This window comes from Neorhizobium sp. P1_A6 (genome assembly GCF_056406795.1).
Map to the genome: position 1 here is coordinate 220,558 of NZ_JBFTZM010000010.1, position 22,610 is coordinate 243,167.

Below are 22,610 nucleotides of genomic sequence, written 5' to 3' on the forward strand. Positions count from 1 at the left end.
TTTAAAGCCCGATACTGCTCCATAGCCGATGGACCATGACAGGAGCTATCGCGGAAGCGCCATCGCTTGTAAAATTCGCCAACTCTATCATTTGCGCACTTGATTCCACGATAAGAGAATGCAATTCTCAAATCATGGAAGCCACGGATCATGACATTGAAAACGCTATCAGCGAGCGGCTGAAGAGCCTGCGGGCCCGCGCCGGTCTGACGCTGGACGAGCTGGCGAACCGCTCCGGCGTCAGCCGTGCGATGATTTCGCGGATCGAGCGGGCCGAGGCGAGCCCGACGGCGGCGCTGCTGGCAAGGCTGTCGGAGGCCCTCGGGCTCTCCCTCTCGGCCTTTTTCGCCGATGACGAGCCGCAGAACTCGCCGCTCAGCCGCCGGGCGGAACAGAAGCTGTGGCGCGATCCGCATACGGGTTATCTGCGCCGCTCGGTTTCGCCGCCGGGCACGCCGAGCAGGGTAGATATCGTCGAGGTGGATTTCCCCGCCCATGCGCGGGTTAGCTTTCCGCCGCGCGAGGAGAGCCGGGTGATGACCCAGCATGTCTGGTTGTTCGAGGGCGTGCTGGAGATGGTCATCGGCGAGACCGTCCATACGCTTCATCCCGGCGACTGCCTCTACATGGATATCGGCGCCGCCTTCGACTTCCACAATCCGTCCGACAAGCCGGCCCGGTATGCGGTCATCCTCGACCGCGGCCGCTGAGCATTTTCATCAGGAGATTTTTCAAGATGACCGCCACCATCCGCATCCTCGATGCCGGCGAAACCCGCGCTGCCATAACCGATCTCTCCGAAACCCTGTCCGACTGCGTCAACGGCGGGGCTTCGCTCGGCTTCATGTTGCCCTTCGCGCCGGAGGATGCGGTCGGCTATTGGCAGGAGATTGCCGACGCGGTCGAAAAAGGCGGCATCATCCTCGCGGTGGCCGAAATGGAGAGCAAGGTCGTCGGCACGGTGCAGGTGGGCCTTGCCTCAAAGCCGAACCAGCCGCATCGCGGCGACCTGATGAAGCTCCTCGTGCATCGCTCTGCCCGCGGGCTCGGCCTGTCGCGCAGGCTGATGGAGGCGGTGGAAGCGGAAGCCGCACGGCGCGGCCGCACCCTTCTGGTGCTCGACACCGCGACCGGCAGCGAGGCGGAAAAGATCTATCCGCGCTTAGGCTGGGAGCGGGTCGGCGTCATTCCGGATTATGCCATGTGGCCGCAGGGCGGTTTCTGCGCCACCACGTTGTTTTACAAGCGGGTTGCTTGAGGGTCCAAGAAAAATCCACCAGCACGTCCCCCTCCATCTCGATTTATTCTTGCAAATCAGGGCATATGAACGGGCGCCCGTTGATCAGGCGCTATCATAGGGGGCTTTATGTTGATTTTTAATTCGCTGCCGGCGATCCGCCGCGCAGCCCTGGTGGCTTTGACGGCAACCGTCTGCTCCATCGCTGGTCAGGTTATGTCCGCCGACGTCAGCTTCGTGATGCGCAACGAACATCCGAACGCCGTCGAGGTCGAGCTTTATAGCCAGGACCGCAAGCATGTCTGGCCGGGCGGCAATCAGGTCTATTATCTGGATGACGGCGAATCCAAGCAGATCCACCTCTCCTGCCAGCAGGGCGAGAACATCTGCTACGGTGCCTGGGTCTCCGGCGACAAGCAGACCTATTGGGGCACGGGCCCGAACAACAAGGAAGCTTGCGAAGACTGCTGCTACGTTTGCAGCGGCGGCGAGACCGAGGAAATCAATCTGGTCGAGTAAGCGGGATCTGCAACAGGATCGGCCGCGCTGTCGGCCGATCCTTTCGGCTCAGCGGCTTTCTTGAGTGGCCGCAAACGGGGTGATGGCCGCTCGGCCGTCAGCGGGTCGTCCGTGAATGAGCACACCGTCGACATCGACCATCAAGATTTTCATTGCGTATTTCCCGTTCCGAAGAGAGATATAAAACAGGCGCCGCAAGCGAATATGCCGCCTCCACCATCGTCCATCCAGTAGCGGATGATCGGGAACATGACGCGGGATTTATATAGAATCGGACTATTGGCGTGCCTCTGGCTGAGCCTTGCCGCAGCTGCGGCCGCCGAGGATGTGCCGAAATTCGCGCAGTTTGCCGAGAAAGTCTATTCCGGCCCGAGTGCTCCGGTAAAGCTGGTGACGGAGGACGACCGGAGCTTCGCGACCCGGCTGAGGGCAGCGGCGAAACAGCCGGTGAATTTTGCAGGGCATTATATTCTCACGACATGGGGCTGCGGCGCCGAATGCCTGGGCGGCGCAGTCATCGATGCCCGCAGCGGCAAGGTCACCTTCCTTCCCTATTCAGTCTGCTGCTGGGGTGAGGGCGAACCCTTTTATTACCGCAGCGACAGCCGGCTGATCGTCTTTTCCGGCGTGCTCAACGAGGAAAGCGCCAAGGGCGCGCATTTCTTCGAGTTCAGGGACGGCGCCTTCAGGCACCTGACGAGCCGCGCCAAGGACGGCACGGCCCTTTCCGGCATTCCGAAGCCGGCGAAATAGCCTGCCGGTCAACCGCCGGTGTTCAACATCCTCTTGAAAGCTGTGATGATCAGTCCGGCCAGTTCGCGATGGATATCGTGGCGCGGCCGGCTGGTGTCGCTGCAGATCGGGTCTGGCTCGCCGACCTTCTTCAGGAATTCCTCGGCGCCAGGCTTGCAGACGGGCAGGAAGCTGAAATGGTCGGCCTTATCGACTTGGGCATAAGTCGCTTTCGAAGCCTTTTTGGCGAGCGCCTCCGAAAGCACGGCGGCCGGGATCTCACCCGCGCCGCCCAGATTGATGAAGGCGAGCGGGATATCGATCGCCCCGATACTATCGGGCTTGAAAGCCTCGACCAGACCGGGATCAACCAGCACCGCTCCCGAAATGCGGGCGTCCCGGTTCGACTGCTCGAAGCGGCTGCGGTCGACGCTGTCGAGGTTCAGCGGCTCGACCGCCACCTCTTCGCCGCCGGCAAAACCGCGCCCGCCGCGAAACCAGCGGCAATCCATCATGCCGGAATTGGTCTCGCAATAGTGCTTGTAGGCATCGAGATCGGCACGCGCGCCGGCAAGCTCGATTGCCGTGCTGCCGCCAAGCGAGAAACCGAGCACACCGATGCGTGTTTTGTCCACCGAAGTCTTGAAGCGCTGATCGGCTGAAAGCGCGGTGATGACGTCCGAGATATCCTGTGTCCGCTCCCAGATTTTAGGCGTGGCCTCCGGCGTGGAATCACCGCTCGTTGTACCGGGGTGATCGGGGCCGGCAACGATGAAGCCGGCTTTCGCCAGTTCGATGGCGATCCAGCCCATGCCGTCTGCTCGTGAGCCCGAACCATGCGAGACGAGTACGAGAGGGAACCGGCCGGCTTCGATGGTGGCGTTTCGGGAGGCGGTGGAATTTTCAAATATTGGGTTTTCGCCGGCGGAGCCGGTTCGGCCGTCATCCTTCGACGGATACCAAACAGTCACTGCCAGCGCGCGGTCGCGGGTGGGTGAGACGACGCTGATCTTCTGGATGCCGACGGGCAGGACATCGCCGGCAAAGGCGGTATCGGCCAGGAACGGACTGATGAAGGGAAGAAGAACAAGAAAGGGAAACTTCAATCGCATGTGAGCCTCGTCCGTTTTAAAAACGAAGGCTCCTTCCTCGCGTCATGGCGGCCTTTCGGCGACCTCGATCACGTTCGAGGTCGTCCTCGAACGTGATCTTGTCCTATGGCCTCAAGCCCCGGCGCGCTTTTCCGTCAGGAAATAGAGGAAGGCGATGACCGGCAGGGCAAGTCCGAGCGACGAGGCAAGCAGCCAGCCGCCCTCGGCAAAGGCCCAGGCGCCGACGGCGGAGCCGATCGCGCCGCCACAGAAGAAGGTCGCCATGTAGAGGCCGTTGAGCCGGCTTCTCAGGTCCGCGCCGAGATTGTAGATCGACCGCTGGCCGATCACGAGCGTCATCGTCACCCCGAAATCGAGCAGGATGGCGGCAATCGTCAGCAGCGCGAGCGCAATGATCGAGCCTTCGGGCGCGATATGGGTGATCAGGAAGGCGACGGCGACGGCTCCGATCCCAAAGATCGTCGCGGGCCGGCCGAGATCCCGGTCGGCCAGGCGTCCGGCGATCGGCGAGGCGATGGCGCCGGCCACACCTGCCAGGGCAAACAGCGCGATGCCGGCCTGGCTGAGATGGAAGGCGGGGCCGGCGAGAACCAGCGGCGTCACCGTCCAGAACAGACTGAAAGTGGCGAACTGGCAGGCCTGGTAGAACGCCCGGCGGCGCAGGACCGGCTGGGTTGCGTAAAGGCGGCCCATCGATGCGAGCAGGGCGAAATAGGAGAGTTTTGTCTGCGGAATGCGCTTCGGCAGGCGGGCGGCAAGCACGAAGCCGAGCACGATCATCGCCGCAGCCGATAGGAAAAAGACGATGTGCCAGGAGGAGAACTCGGCAACGAAACTCGAGACCGGCCGGGCCATCATGATGCCGATCATCAGCCCGCTCATGACATTGCCGACCACCCGGCCGCGATTGGCGTCATTGGTCAGGCTGGCGGCAAACGGCACGATCATCTGCACGGCGGTGGAGCCGATGCCAATCGCCAGCGACGCGGCGAGGAACGGGACGGTCGCGGTCGACAGGCCGGCTCCGAGCAGCGCCACGGTGACCGCGCCGATCATGGTGAGGATCAGCCGGCGGTTTTCCAGAAGGTCGCCGAGCGGCACGACCAGCAGCAGGCCGAGGCCATAACCGATCTGGGTCAGCGTGACGATAAGGCCTGTCGCATGCGTCGGCAGGCCGATCGAGGCGGCGATCGGCCCTGCGAGCGGTTGGGAATAATAGAGATTGGCGGCGATGAGCCCGCAGGCTGCTGCCATGACGAAGGTCATCGCGGCGGACAAGCCGGAGGCGGCCGTCGGCGTGGCCATCGTTGCGGTATTGGTGGTCATGGAAAGCTCCTTGGGAGGAAGGATTGCATTGAAAAATCAGTCGAGAAGTTTCATGGCCGCATCGACCACGGAAAAGGCGCGGTCCCGGTTCGGCCCGGTTTTGCCGAGCACTCTCAGGCCTTGCGTCACAGAGAGCAGGACGTGGGCGGTGGCGAGGGGATCGATCGCCGGCGGAATGGAGCCATCCGCCTGGCCTTCGCGGATGAGTGCCTCGATCATGGCTTCGGTCCGGGCCATCGAGCGGCCCACCCGTTCGGCTGCGTCGGCATCGTAGACCGCGAGTTCGATCGCCGTGCCGACAACGAGGCAGCCGCGCCGGCCGTTTTCGCCGTGGGAGGCTTCGGCATAAAAGCGCAGCATGCGGGAAACCTTGTCGCGGCCGTTTGCGCCTTCGGCCAGTTCCTGGTCGAGAAGTGCATTGCGGACCTGCTTGTAGCGGTCGAAGCTTGCGAGAAAGACGGCCTTCTTGTCCTTGAACGCCTTGTAGAGACTGCCGGCGGCAAGCCCCATGGCGTCCTTCAGCTCGGAAATCGAGGCCGCGTGATAACCCCTCTCGGAAAAGACGATGATCGCCTTGTCGAGTGCATCTTCGATCTCGAATTCGCGGGGGCGACCCGGCGGACGCCCAGTGCTGTTGATGTCCATGATGTCGGCTTAGTTTGGAAACGATCGTTCCCAAATAGAGGCGTCTTTGCGCTTCGTCAAGGGAAAACCTGGCCGTAGTATATGAAGTTTCGATGTTGGCGGGCGTGCGGGGTCCGACGATTAGCGGGAACACTTGAGGCGCCCGGCGGTTACGTCCCTGTCACCAACCGCAAAAGCTGGAGGCAGACATGAGCAAGAGTGACGTACAGGAAGCCGTAAAACGCGCCGAACGCCAGGTCGAGAACACCAGTGCCGGCGGCCACCTCGGCGGCACCTATTACGGCCAGAACCCGGACGGCAAGACGGCGTCCACCAATACCAATGTCGGCAAGAACCGTCCCAACACCGGCAGCAGCTAGACGTCACCACCATCAAGGGATTTTGGAGAGCCCCGCCGCGTGCGGGGCTTTTTTGTTCTATGATCCAAAAATCCGGTTGCGAAAAAAATCGGTCGGCTCTGTCGGGAGAGAAGGGGCCCGGCCGTCCTTGGTTCAAGGATGGGCATGGCGATGCTGCGCATGCCGTCCGGATTTCGGAACCTGTGACATAGGGGAGTAGACATGAGTAGCAATTATCGTTGGGTGATCGTCGCTGCCGGCGCCTTGATGGGCTGCGTCGCCGTCGGCACGATGTTCTCGCTGGCCATCTTTCTGGAACCGATCGCCAAGGCGACCGGCTGGTCGCATGCCGGTATATCGAGCGCCATGACGCTCAATTTCGTCGTCATGGGCCTCGGCGGCTTCATGTGGGGCACGTTGAGCGACCGTTTTGGCGCACGCGTCGTCGTGCTGATCGGGGCGGTGCTTCTTGGCCTGGCGCTGGTGCTCGCCAGTCAGACGCAGAGCCTGATCGCCTTCCAGCTGATCTATGGCTGCCTGGTCGGGCTTGCCGCGAGCGCCTTTTTCGCGCCGATGATCGCCGTCACCATGTCCTGGTTCGACGAGCATCGCAGCCTGGCTGTTTCACTGGTATCGGCCGGCATGGGCATGGCGCCGATGACCATCTCGCCCTTTGCCCGCTGGCTGATCACCGCCTATGACGACTGGCGCATGGCGATGCTCTTCATCGGCATCGGCGCCTGGATCTTGCTGCTGCCGACGGCCTTTTTGGTCCGCAATCCGCCGGCCGTGGCGGCTGCGGGCGGCACGGCCTCCGAACCGCAGGCAGAAGGTGCCGGCATGCCGCTGTCGCGGGTGTTCCGCTCGCCGCAATTCCTGGTGCTTGGATTAACCTTCTCGGCCTGCTGCGCTGCCCATTCGGGGCCGATTTTCCACATGGTGAGCTATGCGATGTTCTGCGGCGTGGCGCCGATGGCGGCGGTCAGCATCTACAGCGTCGAGGGCGCGGCCGGTCTCGGCGGCCGCATTCTGTTCGGCGTGCTGGCCGACCGGCTGGGTGTCAAGCCGGTGTTGATCGGCGGCCTGATGGTCCAGGCAGCCGTCATCGCCGCCTACACGATGGCAAGCGATCTCAGTCAGTTCTACATGTTGGCGGTGATCTTCGGCGGCACCTATGGCGGTGTCATGCCGCTCTATGCGGTGCTGGCGCGCGACTATTTCGGACCGAAGATCATGGGTACCGTGTTCGGCGCGGCGACCATGCTCTCGAGCCTCGGCATGGCCTTCGGACCTCTCGCCGGCGGCTGGGCCTTCGACCATTTCGCAAATTATGACTGGCTGTTCTTCGGTTCGGCGCTGGTCGGTCTCGGGGCGGTGGCGATCGCTCTCGCCTTTCCGCCGCTGCCACGCCAGCCGGCACAGCTTCAGGCCGCTTGAGCGGCTCACACATGCTGAGCCACAAAGCAAAAAGCCCGGAAAATTCCGGGCTTTTGAAATTCAGTGATCTGCCGGGGCCTTGCGGCCCTTGGCTCGAACCGGGGCCGGAGCAGGCTCCGCCGCTTCGCGTTCAAGGCGAAGCTGCCTCAGTTTCTCGGTTTTCTTTTCCCGCTGGGTCGCTTCCGCCGAAATGATGGAGCGCGCGGTGTGATCTGTCGCGGCAGCTTTGTCACGCGCGGAAAGCTTGGTGGGATTGAAGAATTCGTCCTTGGTGGCGGCCATAATATCCTCCTTCCTGATGGGATGTCCGTGCGGTCGACAAATTATCCGCGCGCCGGACGGACCACTTTTTTGGGAGCCGGCAGGAGGCCTTCGCGCTGCATCTTCTTGCGCGCCAGCTTGCGGTAACGGCGAACGGCTTCAGCCTTTTCGCGCACCCGCTTTTCGGAGGGCTTCTCGTAGGCGCTGCGCGCCTTCATCTCGCGGAAGACGCCTTCGCGCTGCATCTTCTTCTTCAGCACCCGGAGTGCCTGCTCGACATTGTTGTCTCTGACTAGAACCTGCAAACTAAATCCTTTCCATTGCGGGCAGATCCCGCGTTCGATCAAGATGTTGAATTACTTGCCGATACGAATGCTCGACGGCTTCAGCCAAGGTCCGGCTGGGGCGGCGTCGGAAGCCTCGTCCTTCTTGGTGGACGATGCGGTCTCGGAAGTGTCGATATCACTTTCGACGATCCGGCGCTCGAAATTCTCGCTGCCGAAACGTACCCGGTATTGGTTTTCACCTCGGTCGGCTGCCGGCAAAAGGCCCACGACGCGGCATGTCCGGTCGCCAGTGGCGGTCCGGGTAAGGCCTGCCTTGAGGACGATGTTATCGCCTATGGCATAGACATTTGCGCTCATCGTGGTCTCCTTGAACCGGCCAAAAGCCGGGGCAAAACAAAAAGGCCGGGCGTTACCCCGACCTCTTCCCGTCATTCAAGCCGTCGCTGCCAGTACATCCGTGGTCAGCCGAGGCGAATGACATCCTTATGCGGCCCGGAGGTTGTCGGCCGAGCTCTTGCCGGACTTGCGGTCGCGAACGATCTCGTAGGAGATCTTCTGACCTTCCGTCAGGGAAGACATGCCGGCACGTTCGACAGCCGAAACGTGAACGAAAACGTCCGTCGCGCCGTCATCAGGCTGAATGAAGCCGAAGCCCTTGGTGCTATTGAACCACTTTACGGTGCCAGTATTCATAACGATTTCCTTTCAATCGTTAGAGATTGCGGACAGTATTCCGTCCGCTTTGATCGATATTTGAGAGGAAATCTGACTGAGCACCAGGCCCGTGAACAAAGGTCGCAAGCAATTTTCGATAGCGTCAATATAAGCTTTATCCGTTGATAATCAATGCTGCCGCGGAGATTTAATTTTCCGGGCGCTCAACGGCAATGCCGATTTTCTCAATCAACGACATGATTTTACAATGCAATATCGAAATTAGCAACCGCTTTGGCCGGTTCGGCGACCGATTCTGAAGCGTCGACAGCCGGCTTTCGAACACCACGCCCGGAGGATCGCTCCGGGCGTGGCGCATGTCACTACGACGATCTGGTCAGAGCGTGCCGGCGCGCTGCTGCGTCATCATGTAGGTGTCGTAGGAATATTCGGCGATCTGCGCCCAGAGATAAGCGTCCTTCTTGAAGGCCTGCTGGCTGTCGTAGATCTTCTTGAAGGCCGGGCTCTTGGCCGAGAGGTCGGCATAGGTCTCCATTGCTGCCTTGAAGCAGACATCCATGATCTCGCGGCTGAAGGCTTTCAGCACCGCGCCTTCGGCAACCAGCTTCTTCAGCGCCGTGGCGTTGTGAGCATCGTAATTGGCGAGCATGCTCATGTTGGCCGCGGCGCAGGCATCGGTGACGATCTGCTGGTAGCTTTTCGGCAGGCCCTTGAACTTTTCAAGATTGAAGAAGGCATGCATGGCCGGGCCGCCTTCCCACCATGCCGGGTAATAGTAATATTTGGCGACCTTCACGAAGCCGAGTTTTTGGTCGTCATAGGGGCCGACGAATTCGGTGGCGTCGATCGTGCCCTTTTCGAGCGCTGCATAGACATCGCCGCCGGCGATCTGCTGCGGGGTGACGCCGACCTTCTGCATCACCTGGCCTGCGAGGCCGGCAATTCGCATCTTCAAGCCCTTCAGGTCATCGATCGTGTTGATTTCCTTGCGAAACCAGCCGCCCATCTGGGTGCCGCTATTGCCGGCGGGCAGGGCATAGAGATTGCGCGGGGCCAGGAATTCGTTGATCAGGTCGTTGCCGCCGCCGGCCGTGAACCAGGCATCGGTCATGCGGGCATTGAGGCCGAAGGGAATGGCGGTGCCGAGCGCAAACGCCGGGTCCTGCCCGATATAATAATAGGAGCAGGTATGGGCCATTTCGACGGTACCGTTGGCAACCGCGTCTGCCGCCTGCAACGGCGGCACGATTTCGCCGGCCCCGAATGTCTGGATCGTGAACTTGCCGTCGGTGGCGTTCCTGACGCTATCGGCGATCTGGTTGGCGGCGTTGAAGATGATGTCGAGGCTTTTCGGGAAGGAGGACGTCAGTCGCCAGCTGACCCTCGGGCTTTCCTGGGCAATTGCCGGAGCGGCAAGTGCGGTTGCGGCAGCGGCGCCGACCCCGGCCGTGGCGGCCTGCTTGAAGAAACGTCTGCGGTCCATGGAATCCTCCTCGAAGCAAAAAGTGCGCGGCCAGTCCCGGCCCTGTCGATTTCGCTCATAATCCTTTCATTTCGGGAACGGCAAGGAAATTCCAAAAAGTCGCACTGGTACCCGGCCAACCTCAAGGCCGACCGGGCAATTGCGCGCGCGAAGTTCGTATTCACCATGGAAGAGTTTGGTCGTCGAACGAATTGGCGCGGGTTGCCGGCATGAGTGTTTCGATCTTTCACCGCCACTTCAAGGACGTGACTGCCATGAGCCCGATCCAGTACCAGAAGAGCATCCGCCTGCACGAAGCCCGCCGCCGGCTGCTGGCGGAAGCGGGCGATACGGCGCGTGTTGCCTTCTCGGTTGGCTACGAAAGCGTCACCCAGTTCAGCCGCGAATATTCCCGACAGTTCGGCGCCTCGCCGGCCCGCGATGTCGGACGCCTGCGCGACAGGATGGCTGGCGATATCGAACTGGTCGAAGGTTGATAGAAAAAAGCCCGAAGCAATGCTCCGGGCTTTGATGTTGCGAACGCACGCTGTTTACAGCGTGCCCTTGCGCTGCTGCACCATCATGAAAGTATCGTAGCTGTATTCGGCGATCTGGTTCCAGAGATAGCCTTCCTTCTTGAAGGCCTGCTGGCTGTCGTAGATCTTCTTGAAGGCGGCGTTCTTGGCGTTGAGTTCGGCATAGACTTCGAGCGCAGCCTTGTAGCTGGCTTCGAGGATTTCCGGGCTGAACGGCTTCAGGACCGCACCTTCCGAAACGAGCTGACGCAGCGCCTTGGCGTTGCTGGTGTCGTAGCGGGAGAGCATGTTCTGGTTGGCATTGGCGCATGCATCCTTGATCATGCGCTGGTAGCTCTTCGGAAGGGCGTTGAACTTTTCCTTGTTCATGAAGGCGTGGACGGCCGGGCCGCCTTCCCACCATGCCGGGTAATAATAATACTTGGCGACCTTCACGAAACCGAGTTTCTGGTCGTCATAGGGGCCGACGAATTCCGTGGCGTCAATCGTGCCTTTTTCGAGCGCCGCATAGACGTCGCCGCCGGCGATCTGCTGCGGAGTAACGCCGAGCTTCTGCATCACCTGGCCTGCGAGGCCGGCAATGCGCATCTTGAGGCCCTTCAGGTCCTCGATCGTGTTGATTTCCTTGCGGTACCAACCGCCCATCTGGGCACCGGTATTGCCGGCCGGCAGCGCGAAGAGATTGTAGCCGCCAAGGAAATCGTTGAGCAGCTCGTTACCGCCGCCGACCGAGAACCATGCATTGGTCTGGCGGGCGTTGAGACCGAATGGAACGGCGGTACCGAGCGCAAACGTCGGATCCTTGCCGATATAGTAATAGGCGCAGGTATGCGCCATTTCGACAGTGCCGTTGGAAACGGCATCCGCGGCCTGCAGCGGCGGCACGATTTCGCCAGCGGCGAAGGTGTGGATCGTAAAGTTGCCGTCCGACGCTTCCTTGACGCTTTCGGCGATGTCAGTGGCCGCGGACCAGAGAATGTCGGTATTCTTGGTGAACGACGAGGTCATCCGCCAGGTGATCTTCGGGGATTCCTGGGCAATTGCAGGCGCTGCGAGCGCGGTCGCTGCGGCGGCGCCCACGCCGGCGGTCGCGGCCTGCCGGAAGAAGTTTCTGCGGTTCATGGGATCTATGCCTTCTAAACTTTGGGAGGTGCCCGGATTTTGGCCCGCGCGGTGCAGCTCATAGTCCTTTCGTTTCGGGAACGGCAAGAAAAAAATCCAGAAGATTACGCTGCGCCGCAGTAAACCTTTCCGGATATTGCGCGACGCCTTCCCGCTGTCTTTCGATCGCGGGGAGGCAGAAATTTCTTGAAGTTTTCAGGCAGGGCTTTAATTTAGAACAATTCTAATAAGAGGTTTTTCATGCTCGCCCGTCTTCTTTCCAGTTCCAAGCGCCCATTCTCCTCCCTCGACGAGAAGGAAATCCTGGCGCTCGCCATCGCTTCGGAAGAGGAGGATGCGCGGATCTATCTCGCTTATGCGGACAATCTCAAGGATCAGTTTCCCGCATCCGCCAAGGTGTTCGAAGACATGGCGGATGTCGAGCAGACCCATAAGAACATGCTGATCGAGATGTTCCGCTCACGCTTCGGCGAACGCATCCCGCTGATCCGCCGCGAACATGTGCGCGGCTTCTACGAACGCAAGCCGGATTGGCTGACCCGCAACCTGTCGCTCGACACCATTCGGGAACAGGCGGAAGCCATGGAGCAACAGGCTTTCCGGTTTTACACCGAAGCGGTAAAGCAGGTTTCCGATGCCTCGACGCGGCAGCTGCTCGGCGACCTGGCGATTGCCGAGCAGGGGCACGAGGACATCGCCCGCATGCTCGGCGACAAGCACGTGACCGACGACGTGAAGACCGAGGAAGACGAGACCGCCCGCCGCCAGTTCATCCTCACCTACGTGCAGCCGGGTCTCGCAGGATTGATGGACGGCTCGGTCTCGACGCTGGCTCCGATCTTCGCAGCGGCCTTTGCGACGGGCGACACCTGGTCGACCTTCCTGATCGGCCTGTCGGCCTCGGTCGGTGCCGGCATTTCCATGGGCTTTACCGAAGCCGCCCACGACGACGGCAAGATTTCCGGACGCGGTTCTCCGATCAAGCGCGGGTTTGCCTCCGGCATCATGACGGCGCTCGGCGGCCTCGGCCACACGCTGCCCTATCTCATTCCGCATTTCTGGACCGCGACCATCGTCGCCGCAATCATCGTCTTCTTCGAACTCTGGGCGATCGCCTTCATCCAGAACCGCTACATGGAAACGCCGTTTCTGCGGGCCGTGGTCCAGGTGGTGTTCGGTGGATCGCTGGTGCTCGCCGCAGGCATTCTGATCGGGAATGGGTGAAGCGCGACGGCTGAACGTCCTGAGCCCAAAGCGAAGGGCCGGGATCCGGTGCGGCACACTCCCGAAGCTCAAACGAGCAGCCTGAAGTCTGCTGGGAAGAGCCTCACGCCGCCTGTTGCGGCGCCCTGACCCGGGGTACCTCGAGCGAAAACACCGCGCCGCCGTCGTTGTGGGTGGTGAAATGCCCCCCGAGCTGTTTGACGAAATTGGCAATCAGTTTGCTGCCCATGCCGCCGGTCCGATTGAAGGCCTCGATGCCCGGGCCGTCGTCGCGGATGACGAGGCTCAGATTGTCGCCGTCTTCGCCGAGTTCGACGGAAAGCTTGCCGCTTTGACGACCGACAAAGGCATATTTGAATGAGTTGGAAACGACCTCGTTGATGATCATCCCAAGCGGCAGAGCCTGTTCGCGATCGACAGTGAGCGCCTGCAGCCTGAGATCGAGCACGACAGGCGTCTCGTAGCCCGAGGCGATGTCGTTGATCAGCTTGGTGGCATAGGGCGCCACCTCGACCTGTTCGAACTGGTCGTTCTGGTAGATCTGCTCGTGCACGGCGATCATCGCCGCGATGCGCCTCGTCATGTCGTCGCGCGCATCGACCGGTAATGCCTGCAGCCGCACGAGCGCCAGCACCGCCTGGAGATTGTTCTTCACCCGGTGATGAATTTCCCGCAGCAGGAAGCGATTGCGCTCCACCGCCTGCTCCAGTTCCTCGTTGCGGACGGCGGTCCGGTAGAGAAGGCGGTTGATCCAGAAGGCGCCGAGGACCAGCAACGCCATCAACGGCAGCATAACCAGCGCGTCGGAAAAGAGATTGCGCCAGAACTGGTCGAGAATTTCCTGCCGTGCGATTGCAGCAAGGGCGATGAGAGGCCATCCGGAGACCTTCCAGAAGGCGACGATGCGGGCGTGACCGTCGATCGGGGAGACCGGACTGTGGTAGAAGCCGGAGGGCATTTGACGCGTCATCGGGTACCACGCGGTCGTGCTGAGATCGATCGGGCGTGTTGCCGCCGGCCGCCGTGCGATCAGCCAGCCGTCATCCCTGATGATCAAAATCGTTGAATTCGGCCCAAGCCCCATCGAGGCCCAGAAGCCGTCCAGGCTCTCGTTCGGGATGGTAATGCTGGCGACGCCTCGGAAAATCCCGTTCCGGTCGATCCGCCGTGCGACGGTGAAGGATGGCTTGCCGGCCCGTTCGTTGTCGAGCAGCCGAGTGAATGTCAGTTCCTGGCCATCCCTCAGCCTCGCGAAATAGGCGCGTTCGTTCTCACTGTTGGATATGCTTCCAAGGGCATCCCCGCCGGGGCTGGAAAAGCGGACGACGCCGGCATCATCGAGAAGCGAATACTGAAAACCGGCCGGCAGTTGGCCGACAGCCCGCAACAGGTCGGCCGCAAGATTGGGCGAGGCATCGATGGGCCTGTCCCCCACCTCGGTTTCGATGCGCCGCAGGGCCTGGTCGCTCGCCTCGATCATCCACTCGAGGTGGGCCGCGACAACATGCGCAGACGAGAGGGCGCGGGCTTCGCCTTCCTTCAGGGCGTTCCGGTAGTTTTCGAGGACAATAAGGCCGGCGACCGTCAGCAGGACAAGGGCAAACACACCGGTCAGCAGGATCGGGAGGGCAGGCCTCGTTACACGGGCCGCGCGTGGCAAACCTGTTTTCACCTCGTCACGCACAACCCGCTCCGGTTTCAGAGATTCCCTCCTAGCAGGTTGGCTGCATTGAGGAAATGTCTTCCGATATGCCGATACCAAAAACATTCGCCCGCAGCCTCTATGGTTGCAGGCGAATATTAACTTGTACTTAAGTGTGTGACTTATTTCAACGCGCCGACCAGCAGGTCGCGGCCGTTTTCGATGGTGACCCAACGTCCCGTGTTGAACGAGGCCTGACGCTTCAGGAAGGTGTAGGGCGTCGCAAACCAGGGCTTCACCTCGTTATCGAGGTTGTCCAGGATGAAGTCGCCATCGGACGTGCGCAACGTAAGCACCGCATGGCCTTCGCCGTCCGGCTTGCGGACGACGGTCATCAGAAGGTCGGAAAGGGCAAAGCCTTGAGCGGCAAGTTCCTTGCGCTTTTCGAGTGCATAGTCTTCGCAGTCTGCGAAATTCGTCGGATAGCTCCAGACCTCTTCGCGGCCATAGACTTCCCGGTCGGTCTTGGCGATGTAGCGGGCGTTCACGGCCCGGTTGATCTGACGGACGGTAGCCCAGCCTTTGGCGCTGACTTTGGGGGAAGGAGCGGAACGGCTCTTGATCGAACATTCCGCCGTATATTTCTGGCAGAATTCGTAATGGCCGATCGGCTGGGAGGTGACGGCGCCGGTGACCATGGCGGCCATTGGTCTTGGAGCCGGAACTGCGGCACTCACTGGTACAAGTATGCTAACTAGGATCACGGCGAAACGCCGTGCCTGCAAGGCTATCTTCATGGACCCGTCCCTTCAAATCCTAATGAAAGGTTAAGGGCGTACGGGAGAGAGAGTCAATCGGTGACTTTTGTTAACGGCYCACCATTCGCATTATGGTTAAGGCTGCAACATTTTTGTATCAGCCCAAAATTTAATCATTAAGTATTAGGGCCGAGACCGCGGTTCTCAATTTTTCGATATCCTGGGGCCTGGAAAGCCGGTGGTCTCCATCCCGGATCAGCGTCAGCACGACATCGTCGGCCGGCAGGAACTCGACGAGCTTCAGCGCGTGGGCGTAGGGCACGTCCGGGTCCTTCATGCCCTGCAGGATATGCACCGGGCAGCCGGTCTCGATAATCCCTGTCATCACCGAGTTTTTGCGGCCATCCTCGATCAGGTCGCGCGTATAGATATTGGGTTCGGCGCTGTATTCGGAGCGCTCCTCGAAATAGCCGCGTTCGGCAAGCGACTGCCGCTCAACCTCGGTAAGCTTCGGTTCGATCAGTTCCGCCGTGAAATCCGGCGCCGGAGCGATCAGGACGATGCCGTCGACTTTTGCGGCCCTCTTCCGCTTCTTCAGTTCCTGCACCAGGCGCAGCGTGATCCAGCCGCCCATCGAGGAGCCGACCAGGATGACGCGTTTCGGCCTGATGTCGTCGAGAACGGCGGCAGCTTCTTCCAGCCAGCGCGAGATCGTGCCGTCGCGGAAGGCGCCGCCGGACGCGCCGTGGCCGGAATAATCGAAGCGGATCGCTGCGAGCCCGAGTTCGTCGGCGAGCGCGTCGAGTTCGACGGCCTTGGTGCCGGTCATGTCCGACCGGTAGCCGCCGAGCCAGACGAAGGCAGGTCCCGACGTCTTCTTGCGCGGGGCCCGATGGATGATCGCGATCTCCCGCGCAAGCGTTCCAGAACCGACGGTGATCGTTTTGCGGGTGAGGTTGGCTGCGTCGGTCATGGCGGAATCCTGAGGTTTTGCCGCGCTTATAAAACAGATTCTTAGGCATAGGACAGCAGGTGATTTTTTCGCGCGGCTATGCTATTGACTTCGCCGTAGCGATCACGACATTGCCGTCGGCCGCAAGCCGGACGCTGTCAATGTGTCGCTGCGGTCCGAAACAATCTAGGAGAATACGACCATCCGCAGACCATTCAAAACCGATGCCCCTGTTAAGGACGGGCCGCGCTCCAACCGGGAAATTCGCATTCCCAAGGTCCAGCTTATCGATGCCGAAGGCTTGAACCTTGGTATCGTTCCGACCGAGCAGGCTCTCAAGATGGCTGAGGACGCCGGCCTCGATCTCGTTGAGATCTCGCCGAACACCGAGCCGCCAGTGTGCAAGATCCTCGACCTGGGCAAGCTGAAATATGCGAACCAGAAGAAAGCGGCAGAAGCCCGCAAGAAGCAGAAGATCGTCGAAATCAAAGAAATCAAGATGCGGCCCAACATCGACACGCATGACTATGACGTGAAGATGAAGGCGATGAACCGTTTCTTTGAAGAGGGCGACAAGGTCAAGGTGACGCTGAAGTTCCGCGGCCGCGAAATGGCCCACCAGGAACTCGGCATGAAGCTTTTGCTTCAGGTGAAGGACGATACTTTGGAAATTGCCAAGGTGGAAGCTGAGCCGAAGCTCGAAGGTCGCCAGATGATGATGGTGCTGGCGCCGAAATAAGCGCCGCACCGGATGCCTTTTCGACGGACCGGCTGGCTTGGCCGCCGGATTTTCGTCATGTCTTCTTTCCCATTGCGCTTTTGACCGACTGCGGTTATAAGCGCGCGTTCCGAACGGTCCGGCAGGGCATGCCGTGGCTGTTCTAAATGCTTGAAACCAGCATCGTCTGTGGTTTCGATACAAAACTGGAGTAGCAAAATGCCCAAGATGAAGACGAAATCGGCTGCCAAGAAGCGGTTCAAGATCACCGCGACCGGCAAAGTCGTTGCAGCAGCCGCTGGCAAGCGCCACGGCATGATCAAGCGGTCCAACAAGTTCATCCGCGATGCACGCGGAACGATGATCCTTGCCGAACCCGATGGCAAGAAGGTTATCAAGAACTACCTGCCGAACGGTCTCTGAGACCCTCGTCACTTTTGGATCAGTTAAGGAGATCATGACATGGCACGCGTAAAACGGGGCGTCACTTCCCGCGCCAAGCACACCAAGACTTTGAAGGCAGCCAAGGGCTTCTACGGCCGCCGCAAGAATACGATCCGGGCCGCCAAGGCTGCCGTCGATCGTTCGCGTCAGTTCGCCACGCGCGACCGTCGCGTCAAGAAGCGCAATTTTCGCGCTCTGTGGATTCAGCGTATCAATGCTGCCGTCCGCGAATCCGGCCTGACTTACGGCCGCTTCATCGACGGCCTCAACAAGGCTGGCATCGAAGTCGACCGCAAGGTCCTCTCCGACATGGCAATCCACGAGCCGGAAGCATTCGGCGCTCTGGTTGCTGCTGCCAAGAAGGCGCTTGATTACCTCAAGGAAGCCGGCACCACCAACGAGTTTGAAAGCGCGGTTCGTTAACCAGCGCTTCCCAAGCTAATTAGCTTTACTGATTTTGGGAAACCCGCGCTGGTTACGGCTGGCGCGGGTTTTTCTTTTGCACTGCGCACGTCATTCCGACAAACAGCCGTCACGACCTCGCAATAGATCTCGCCGAGCATCAAACGGAAGAAACCATGTCCGATCTGGAAAACCTGAAAACTTCGCTTCTGGCGGAAATCGCCGGCACCAGTGACGAGGCGGCGATCGAGGCCGTGCGCGTCGGCGCGCTTGGCAAGAAGGGCTCGGTCTCCGAGCTCCTGAAGACGCTGGGCTCGATGTCGGCGGAAGAACGCCAGACCCGCGGTGCGGCGATCAACGCGCTGAAGAACGAGATTACCGACGCCATCACCGAGCGGAAGTCGGTGCTGAAGGACGCGGCAATCGAAGCGCGCCTCAAGGCCGAGACGGTCGACATCTCGCTGCCGGTGCGCTCTTCTCCAGCCGAGCGCGGCCGCATTCATCCGATCAGCCAGATCGTCGACGAGATCACCGCCATCTTCGGCGACATGGGTTTCTCGATCGCCGAGGGCCCGGATGTCGAGACCGACTACTACAACTTCACGGCGCTGAATTTCCCGGAAGGCCATCCGGCTCGCGAGATGCACGACACATTCTTCTTCCAGCCCGACGAGAACGGCGAGCGCAAGGTCCTGCGCACCCATACTTCACCGGTGCAGATCCGCACGATGGAAGCCTCGAGCCCGCCGATCCGCATCATCATCCCCGGCAAGACCTACCGTCAGGACAGCGACGCCACCCATTCGCCGATGTTCCATCAGGTCGAAGGACTGGTGGTCGACCGCAAGTCGCATGTCGGCAACATGCGCTGGATCCTCGAAGAGTTCTGCAAGGCCTTCTTCGAGGTCGACAGCGTCACCATGCGCTTCCGCCCGTCCTTCTTCCCGTTCACCGAGCCGAGCTTCGAAGTGGACATCCAGTGCGACCGCTCCGGCCCGATCGTCAAGTTCGGCGAAGGCACCGACTGGATGGAAATCCTCGGCTGCGGCATGGTGCACCCGAACGTGCTGCGCGCCGGCGGGCTCGATCCGGACGAGTTCCAGGGTTTTGCCTGGGGCATGGGCCTCGACCGTATCGCCATGCTGAAATACGGCATGCCGGACCTGCGCGACTTCTTCAACGCCGACGTCCGCTGGATGAACCACTACGGTTTCCGCCCGCTCGACATGCCGACGCTGTTCGGCGGCCTGAGCGCGTAAGGGAGAAACGACGATGAAATTCACACTCTCCTGGCTGAAGGATCATCTGGAAACGGATGCGACCCTCAATGAAATTTGCGAGCGCCTGACCGCGATCGGCCTCGAAGTCGAGGATGTCGACGACAAGGCGGCCTACAAGCCGTTCGTCATCGCCAAGGTTCTCTCGGCCGAAAAACATCCATCCGCCGACCGGCTCAAGGTGCTGATGGTGGATGCCGGCGACGGCAAGCGGGTGCAGGTCGTCTGCGGCGCCCCCAACGCACGCGCCGGCTTGATCGGCGCATTCGCGAAACCTGGAACTTACGTTCCGGGGATTGATGTGACGCTTGCCGTCGGCAATATCCGCGGCGTCGAAAGCCACGGCATGATGTGCTCGGAAAAAGAGCTCGACATGTCGGACAATCACGACGGCATCATTGATCTGCCGCTGGACGCGCCGGTCGGCACACCTTTTGCCTCCTATGCCGGCCTCGACGATCCGGTCATCGAGATCAACCTGACGCCGAACCGTCCCGACTGCACGTCGATCCACGGCATCGCCCGCGATCTGGCCGCGGCCGGCCTCGGCACGCTGAAGCCGCACGCAAAGCCCGACTTCAAGACCGAGGGGCAGACGTCCGTCGGTCTCAAGATCATTCTCGACGACGAGCGGCTTTGCCCCGGTTTCGGCCTTCGCCTCGTGCGCGGCGTCAAGAACGGCCCGAGCCCGCTGTGGATGCAGCAGCGGCTGAAGGCGATCGGCCTTCGCCCGATCAATGCGCTGGTCGATATCACCAACTTCATGACCTTCGACCACGGCCGGCCGATGCATGTCTTCGATGCCGCCAAGGTGAAGGGCGACCTGACCGTTCGGCGCGCGTTGGACGGCGAGACGGTGCTGGCGCTCGATACGCGCGAATACAAGCTCAACCCCAGCAACGTGGTCATCGCCGATGACAACGGCGTGGAGTCGATCGGCGGCATCATGGGCGGCGAACATTCCGGCTGCAACGAAAACACCGTCGACGTGCTGATCGAATCCGCGCTCTGGGACCCGATCAACATCGCCAAGTCCGGCCGTTCGCTCGGCATCATCACCGATGCCCGTTACCGGTTCGAGCGCGGCGTCGATCCGGAATATATGGTTCCCGGCCTCGACCGCACCACCCAGTTGGTGCTGGAACTCTGCGGCGGCGTCGCCACCGAAGCAAAAGTCGTCGGTTACAAGGGATATCAGCCGAAGATCGTCGACTTCCCTTATGCGGAAGTGAAGCGCCTGACCGGCCTTGAAGTCTCGACCGAGGAAAGCCGTCATATCCTAACGCGACTTGGTTTCGCGGTCGAAGGTTCCGGAGAACGCGTTTCCGTCACCGTTCCGTCCTGGCGTCCTGACGTCGACGGCAAGGCTGACCTCGTCGAAGAAGTCATGCGCATTCATGGCGTCGACCAGATCAAGCCCGAACCGATCGAGAAACTCTCGAGCGTCAATGCTAAGATCCTGACAACCCTGCAGATCCGCACCCGCACCGCCAAGCGGGCGCTTGCCTCGCGCGGCATGCTGGAAGCCGTCACCTGGTCCTTCATTCCGGAAGATCAGGCAAAGCTCTTCGGCGGCGGCGCCCAGGCGCTGAAGCTCGCCAACCCGATTGCAGCCGACATGTCCGACATGCGGCCGTCGCTGCTGCCGGGCCTGCTGTCTGCGGCGCAGCGTAATGCCGACAAGGGCTTTGGTGACGTGGCGATCTTCGAAGTGTCCGGCACGTACGAAAGCGATAGGCCGGAAGGCCAGCGCCGCGTTGCCGGCGGCATCCGTCGCGGCACGGCCTCGATCAACGGCACCGGCCGTCTCTGGTCGAACAATGCCAAGGGCGGCGGCAAGCCGGTCGATGTCTTCGATGCCAAGGCCGATGCGCTGGCGGTGCTCGAAGCCTGCGGCCTGCCGATGGGCAACGTCCAGATCGAGAAGGGCGCACCGGAATGGTATCATCCCGGCCGCTCCGGCACCATCAAGATGGGTCCCAAGGTCGTGCTCGGTTATTTCGGCGAGTTCCACCCGAAGACGCTCGGCGCCCTTGACGTTTCCGGCGCTCTCTGCGGTTTCGAGGTCTTCCTTGACGCCATGCCTGAGCCGAAGAAGAAGGCGACGCGCACCAAGCCGCCGCTGGAGCTTTCGCCGTTCCAGGCCGTCAAGCGCGACTTCGCCTTCGTGGTTTCGAGCGATGTCGAGGCCGGCGCGATCGTCAAGGCGGCGTCGACCGCCGACCGCAAGCTGATCACCGGCGTCAACGTCTTCGACGTGTTCGAGGGCGCATCGCTCGGTGAGGGCCGGAAGTCGATTGCGATCGAAGTGCTGATCCAGCCGGCCGAGCGCACGCTGACCGACGAGGATTTCGATACGCTGACGGCCAAAATCGTCGCCAATGTCGAAAAGACCACCGGTGGAACTCTGCGCGCCTAAAACGGGTGGCCTGAATCACCTCTGAAAGATAGCTTGCCTCACGGATGATGTGGGGCAGGCTTTTTATTTTGGAGGAACGGATGCGCGCACCGGGATCGATGAAAGGACTTGAGGAACTCGGCCGGGTGAGGCTGTCGAAGAACTTCTTCTTCCGCGATTTCCTGTTTTCGGAGATCGCCAATTTCTACGCGATCCCGAACATTCCGGAAGATCCGGATCTGGCGATCGAGGCTGGCCGGCATCTTTGCGAGGAACTGCTGGAACCCTTACAGGCAACGTTTGGGCGGCTGCACCTGCGCTCCGGTTATCGCTGCGCTAAGGTCAACGAATTCGGCAACAAGAACAATCTCAATTGCTCCTCCAATGCCAACACGGCGGCCGACCATATCTGGGATCGGCGCGATGCCAAGGGCTTCATGGGCGCCACCGCCTGCGTCGTTTTCCCCTGGCTGATCGACAACTATCACGACGACGGCGACTGGCAGAAGATGGCTTGGTGGATCCACGACCACCTGCCTTACTCGTCGATCATGGTCTTTCCGAAACTCTGGGCGATGAACATCCAGTGGCACGAAAAACCCGCCCGCCGGATCCGCAGCTTCGCCGAGCCGCGCGGCGTGCTCACAAAGATCGGGATGCCCAACAACGAAGGCGATCATTCCGAACACTACGTGGGGTTTCCGGCGCTTAAGCGGTAAGCGATGGCGGACCGTTCAGGAATGCAGGTAATAGAGCTTGTTGACGATCACCCAGCGGCCCTCGATCTTCAGAAGCGAGAGATAATCCGAGAACCGCATGCCGGCGAACTGGTCGACGACCTTGACCGTCGCGGCGTCGCCGGTGACGTCGAGCGCCTCGATCTGGATCAGCGGCTGTGTATCGGCGGGTGCTGCACCTTCCGATGTGACCGCCCCGATGAAGTCGTCGAGCGACAGCCATTCGACCGCGCCGTCGTAATTGCCGATGATACAGGCCTTGGGGTGGAAAGCCTTTCGGAGCGCCGCCTCATGCGCAAACGTCATTCCGTCCACATAGAGATGGATCACCGCCTGAACGGCCCGCTCCTCGGACATCGATCTTCTCCC

General features: G+C 60.9%; 27 protein-coding genes. 14 read left to right on the plus strand and 13 right to left on the minus strand.

All coding sequences use genetic code 11. The annotated features are described in order from the left end of the window. The first annotated feature begins 134 nt into the window (after positions 1–134). The 4 genes from AC1D3C_RS20790 to AC1D3C_RS20805 all read left to right on the plus strand — a co-directional run bounded on the left by AC1D3C_RS20790 (position 135) and on the right by AC1D3C_RS20805 (position 2,509). Positions 135–710 (plus strand): helix-turn-helix domain-containing protein, encoded by a 576-nt coding sequence (locus AC1D3C_RS20790; protein WP_477484165.1) that lies wholly within the window; start codon positions 135–137, stop codon positions 708–710. 26 nt (positions 711–736) lie between these two features. Next, positions 737–1,258 (plus strand): GNAT family N-acetyltransferase, encoded by a 522-nt coding sequence (locus AC1D3C_RS20795; protein ID WP_477484166.1) that lies wholly within the window; start codon positions 737–739, stop codon positions 1,256–1,258. A gap of 108 nt (positions 1,259–1,366) precedes the next feature. Beyond that, positions 1,367–1,756, plus strand: a complete 390-nt coding sequence (locus AC1D3C_RS20800) for a hypothetical protein (RefSeq protein ID WP_038548243.1) — start codon at positions 1,367–1,369, stop codon at positions 1,754–1,756. A 249-nt stretch (positions 1,757–2,005) separates the two neighbouring features. Then, a complete protein-coding gene (locus tag AC1D3C_RS20805; protein ID WP_477484167.1) occupies positions 2,006–2,509 on the plus strand; it encodes a hypothetical protein in 504 nt (167 codons plus the stop codon). A gap of 8 nt (positions 2,510–2,517) precedes the next feature. Here the strand turns inward: AC1D3C_RS20805 and AC1D3C_RS20810 are convergent, their stop codons facing one another. The 3 genes from AC1D3C_RS20810 to AC1D3C_RS20820 form a co-directional block, all read right to left on the minus strand. Then, on the minus strand, positions 2,518–3,600 hold the full coding sequence (locus AC1D3C_RS20810) for an alpha/beta hydrolase family protein (protein ID WP_477484168.1): 1,083 nt from the start codon (positions 3,598–3,600) through the stop codon (positions 2,518–2,520). A gap of 111 nt (positions 3,601–3,711) precedes the next feature. Continuing rightward, on the minus strand, positions 3,712–4,926 hold the full coding sequence (locus AC1D3C_RS20815) for an MFS transporter (protein ID WP_477484169.1): 1,215 nt from the start codon (positions 4,924–4,926) through the stop codon (positions 3,712–3,714). A gap of 36 nt (positions 4,927–4,962) precedes the next feature. Then, entirely contained in the window at positions 4,963–5,571 is a 609-nt protein-coding gene (locus AC1D3C_RS20820; RefSeq protein ID WP_477484170.1) for a TetR/AcrR family transcriptional regulator, read from the minus strand. A gap of 188 nt (positions 5,572–5,759) precedes the next feature. On the opposite strand from AC1D3C_RS20820, the gene AC1D3C_RS20825 reads away from it, so the two are divergent. Both AC1D3C_RS20825 and AC1D3C_RS20830 read left to right on the plus strand, forming a co-directional pair. Beyond that, a complete protein-coding gene (locus AC1D3C_RS20825) occupies positions 5,760–5,930 on the plus strand; it encodes a hypothetical protein (protein WP_167551681.1) in 171 nt (56 codons plus the stop codon). A gap of 201 nt (positions 5,931–6,131) precedes the next feature. After that, complete coding sequence (locus AC1D3C_RS20830; protein ID WP_477484171.1) at positions 6,132–7,346, plus strand: MFS transporter; 1,215 nt, start codon at positions 6,132–6,134, stop codon at positions 7,344–7,346. A gap of 60 nt (positions 7,347–7,406) precedes the next feature. Here AC1D3C_RS20830 and AC1D3C_RS20835 read toward each other — a convergent pair whose 3' ends face one another. The 5 genes from AC1D3C_RS20835 to AC1D3C_RS20855 all read right to left on the minus strand — a co-directional run bounded on the left by AC1D3C_RS20835 (position 7,407) and on the right by AC1D3C_RS20855 (position 10,052). Beyond that, positions 7,407–7,628, minus strand: coding sequence for a hypothetical protein (locus AC1D3C_RS20835; protein ID WP_038548255.1), 222 nt, complete (start codon positions 7,626–7,628; stop codon positions 7,407–7,409). Between the two features lie 41 nt (positions 7,629–7,669). Then, positions 7,670–7,912: a 30S ribosomal protein S21 gene (gene rpsU / locus AC1D3C_RS20840; RefSeq protein ID WP_038548258.1), complete on the minus strand. Its 243-nt coding sequence runs from the start codon at positions 7,910–7,912 to the stop codon at positions 7,670–7,672. 51 nt (positions 7,913–7,963) lie between these two features. Beyond that, entirely contained in the window at positions 7,964–8,251 is a 288-nt protein-coding gene (locus AC1D3C_RS20845) for a hypothetical protein (protein WP_038548261.1), read from the minus strand. A 126-nt stretch (positions 8,252–8,377) separates the two neighbouring features. Then, positions 8,378–8,587: a cold-shock protein gene (locus AC1D3C_RS20850; RefSeq protein ID WP_007770461.1), complete on the minus strand. Its 210-nt coding sequence runs from the start codon at positions 8,585–8,587 to the stop codon at positions 8,378–8,380. A 358-nt stretch (positions 8,588–8,945) separates the two neighbouring features. Next, positions 8,946–10,052 carry a TRAP transporter substrate-binding protein gene (locus AC1D3C_RS20855; RefSeq protein ID WP_477484172.1) on the minus strand — a complete coding sequence of 369 codons (1,107 nt, stop codon included), beginning with the start codon at positions 10,050–10,052 and terminating at the stop codon, positions 8,946–8,948. A 191-nt stretch (positions 10,053–10,243) separates the two neighbouring features. Here AC1D3C_RS20855 and AC1D3C_RS20860 point away from each other — a divergent pair, with 191 nt between their 5' ends. Further along, positions 10,244–10,528: a helix-turn-helix domain-containing protein gene (locus AC1D3C_RS20860; RefSeq protein ID WP_477484173.1), complete on the plus strand. Its 285-nt coding sequence runs from the start codon at positions 10,244–10,246 to the stop codon at positions 10,526–10,528. 54 nt (positions 10,529–10,582) lie between these two features. Here the strand turns inward: AC1D3C_RS20860 and AC1D3C_RS20865 are convergent, their stop codons facing one another. Next, the gene (locus AC1D3C_RS20865; RefSeq protein WP_477484174.1) at positions 10,583–11,689 is read right to left on the minus strand and encodes a TRAP transporter substrate-binding protein; all 1,107 of its coding nucleotides are present in this window, start codon (positions 11,687–11,689) and stop codon (positions 10,583–10,585) included. Between the two features lie 240 nt (positions 11,690–11,929). Here AC1D3C_RS20865 and mbfA point away from each other — a divergent pair, with 240 nt between their 5' ends. Next, positions 11,930–12,913 (plus strand): iron exporter MbfA, encoded by a 984-nt coding sequence (mbfA, locus tag AC1D3C_RS20870; RefSeq protein ID WP_477484175.1) that lies wholly within the window; start codon positions 11,930–11,932, stop codon positions 12,911–12,913. Positions 12,914–13,016: 103 nt separating this feature from the next. Here mbfA and AC1D3C_RS20875 read toward each other — a convergent pair whose 3' ends face one another. The 3 genes from AC1D3C_RS20875 to AC1D3C_RS20885 form a co-directional block, all read right to left on the minus strand. Further along, complete coding sequence (locus tag AC1D3C_RS20875; protein WP_477484176.1) at positions 13,017–14,597, minus strand: sensor histidine kinase; 1,581 nt, start codon at positions 14,595–14,597, stop codon at positions 13,017–13,019. A 140-nt stretch (positions 14,598–14,737) separates the two neighbouring features. After that, the gene (locus AC1D3C_RS20880) at positions 14,738–15,352 is read right to left on the minus strand and encodes a transglutaminase-like cysteine peptidase (RefSeq protein ID WP_247031686.1); all 615 of its coding nucleotides are present in this window, start codon (positions 15,350–15,352) and stop codon (positions 14,738–14,740) included. A 130-nt stretch (positions 15,353–15,482) separates the two neighbouring features. Then, the gene (locus tag AC1D3C_RS20885; RefSeq protein WP_477484177.1) at positions 15,483–16,286 is read right to left on the minus strand and encodes an alpha/beta hydrolase; all 804 of its coding nucleotides are present in this window, start codon (positions 16,284–16,286) and stop codon (positions 15,483–15,485) included. Between the two features lie 181 nt (positions 16,287–16,467). Here AC1D3C_RS20885 and infC point away from each other — a divergent pair, with 181 nt between their 5' ends. From infC to AC1D3C_RS20915, 6 genes are all read left to right on the plus strand, one after another. Next, entirely contained in the window at positions 16,468–17,004 is a 537-nt protein-coding gene (gene infC / locus AC1D3C_RS20890) for a translation initiation factor IF-3 (protein ID WP_038548290.1), read from the plus strand. 198 nt (positions 17,005–17,202) lie between these two features. Further along, on the plus strand, positions 17,203–17,406 hold the full coding sequence (rpmI, locus tag AC1D3C_RS20895) for a 50S ribosomal protein L35 (protein WP_007751830.1): 204 nt from the start codon (positions 17,203–17,205) through the stop codon (positions 17,404–17,406). A gap of 39 nt (positions 17,407–17,445) precedes the next feature. Next, on the plus strand, positions 17,446–17,850 hold the full coding sequence (gene rplT / locus AC1D3C_RS20900; protein ID WP_037079680.1) for a 50S ribosomal protein L20: 405 nt from the start codon (positions 17,446–17,448) through the stop codon (positions 17,848–17,850). 155 nt (positions 17,851–18,005) lie between these two features. After that, positions 18,006–19,088, plus strand: coding sequence for a phenylalanine--tRNA ligase subunit alpha (pheS, locus tag AC1D3C_RS20905; RefSeq protein WP_038548296.1), 1,083 nt, complete (start codon positions 18,006–18,008; stop codon positions 19,086–19,088). A gap of 13 nt (positions 19,089–19,101) precedes the next feature. Then, positions 19,102–21,525: a phenylalanine--tRNA ligase subunit beta gene (gene pheT / locus AC1D3C_RS20910; RefSeq protein WP_477484178.1), complete on the plus strand. Its 2,424-nt coding sequence runs from the start codon at positions 19,102–19,104 to the stop codon at positions 21,523–21,525. Positions 21,526–21,605: 80 nt separating this feature from the next. Beyond that, on the plus strand, positions 21,606–22,223 hold the full coding sequence (locus AC1D3C_RS20915) for a hypothetical protein (protein WP_477484179.1): 618 nt from the start codon (positions 21,606–21,608) through the stop codon (positions 22,221–22,223). A gap of 15 nt (positions 22,224–22,238) precedes the next feature. Here AC1D3C_RS20915 and AC1D3C_RS20920 read toward each other — a convergent pair whose 3' ends face one another. Further along, the gene (locus tag AC1D3C_RS20920) at positions 22,239–22,598 is read right to left on the minus strand and encodes a nuclear transport factor 2 family protein (RefSeq protein WP_477484180.1); all 360 of its coding nucleotides are present in this window, start codon (positions 22,596–22,598) and stop codon (positions 22,239–22,241) included. Positions 22,599–22,610 lie beyond the last annotated feature (12 nt).

What these genes read in the sequence shown, in the direction of transcription:
- AC1D3C_RS20790 (WP_477484165.1), top strand. Translation starts at nt 135, where the DNA reads ATGGAAGCCACGGATCATGACATTGAAAACGCTATCAGCGAGCGGCTG.
- AC1D3C_RS20795 (WP_477484166.1), top strand. Translation starts at nt 737, where the DNA reads ATGACCGCCACCATCCGCATCCTCGATGCCGGCGAAACCCGCGCTGCC.
- AC1D3C_RS20800 (WP_038548243.1), top strand. Translation starts at nt 1,367, where the DNA reads ATGTTGATTTTTAATTCGCTGCCGGCGATCCGCCGCGCAGCCCTGGTG.
- AC1D3C_RS20805 (WP_477484167.1), top strand. Translation starts at nt 2,006, where the DNA reads ATGACGCGGGATTTATATAGAATCGGACTATTGGCGTGCCTCTGGCTG.
- AC1D3C_RS20810 (WP_477484168.1), bottom strand. Translation starts at nt 3,600, where the DNA reads ATGCGATTGAAGTTTCCCTTTCTTGTTCTTCTTCCCTTCATCAGTCCG.
- AC1D3C_RS20815 (WP_477484169.1), bottom strand. Translation starts at nt 4,926, where the DNA reads ATGACCACCAATACCGCAACGATGGCCACGCCGACGGCCGCCTCCGGC.
- AC1D3C_RS20820 (WP_477484170.1), bottom strand. Translation starts at nt 5,571, where the DNA reads ATGGACATCAACAGCACTGGGCGTCCGCCGGGTCGCCCCCGCGAATTC.
- AC1D3C_RS20825 (WP_167551681.1), top strand. Translation starts at nt 5,760, where the DNA reads ATGAGCAAGAGTGACGTACAGGAAGCCGTAAAACGCGCCGAACGCCAG.
- AC1D3C_RS20830 (WP_477484171.1), top strand. Translation starts at nt 6,132, where the DNA reads ATGAGTAGCAATTATCGTTGGGTGATCGTCGCTGCCGGCGCCTTGATG.
- AC1D3C_RS20835 (WP_038548255.1), bottom strand. Translation starts at nt 7,628, where the DNA reads ATGGCCGCCACCAAGGACGAATTCTTCAATCCCACCAAGCTTTCCGCG.
- AC1D3C_RS20845 (WP_038548261.1), bottom strand. Translation starts at nt 8,251, where the DNA reads ATGAGCGCAAATGTCTATGCCATAGGCGATAACATCGTCCTCAAGGCA.
- AC1D3C_RS20850 (WP_007770461.1), bottom strand. Translation starts at nt 8,587, where the DNA reads ATGAATACTGGCACCGTAAAGTGGTTCAATAGCACCAAGGGCTTCGGC.
- AC1D3C_RS20855 (WP_477484172.1), bottom strand. Translation starts at nt 10,052, where the DNA reads ATGGACCGCAGACGTTTCTTCAAGCAGGCCGCCACGGCCGGGGTCGGC.
- AC1D3C_RS20865 (WP_477484174.1), bottom strand. Translation starts at nt 11,689, where the DNA reads ATGAACCGCAGAAACTTCTTCCGGCAGGCCGCGACCGCCGGCGTGGGC.
- mbfA (WP_477484175.1), top strand. Translation starts at nt 11,930, where the DNA reads ATGCTCGCCCGTCTTCTTTCCAGTTCCAAGCGCCCATTCTCCTCCCTC.
- AC1D3C_RS20880 (WP_247031686.1), bottom strand. Translation starts at nt 15,352, where the DNA reads ATGAAGATAGCCTTGCAGGCACGGCGTTTCGCCGTGATCCTAGTTAGC.
- AC1D3C_RS20885 (WP_477484177.1), bottom strand. Translation starts at nt 16,286, where the DNA reads ATGACCGACGCAGCCAACCTCACCCGCAAAACGATCACCGTCGGTTCT.
- rpmI (WP_007751830.1), top strand. Translation starts at nt 17,203, where the DNA reads ATGCCCAAGATGAAGACGAAATCGGCTGCCAAGAAGCGGTTCAAGATC.
- rplT (WP_037079680.1), top strand. Translation starts at nt 17,446, where the DNA reads ATGGCACGCGTAAAACGGGGCGTCACTTCCCGCGCCAAGCACACCAAG.
- pheS (WP_038548296.1), top strand. Translation starts at nt 18,006, where the DNA reads ATGTCCGATCTGGAAAACCTGAAAACTTCGCTTCTGGCGGAAATCGCC.
- pheT (WP_477484178.1), top strand. Translation starts at nt 19,102, where the DNA reads ATGAAATTCACACTCTCCTGGCTGAAGGATCATCTGGAAACGGATGCG.
- AC1D3C_RS20915 (WP_477484179.1), top strand. Translation starts at nt 21,606, where the DNA reads ATGCGCGCACCGGGATCGATGAAAGGACTTGAGGAACTCGGCCGGGTG.
- AC1D3C_RS20920 (WP_477484180.1), bottom strand. Translation starts at nt 22,598, where the DNA reads ATGTCCGAGGAGCGGGCCGTTCAGGCGGTGATCCATCTCTATGTGGAC.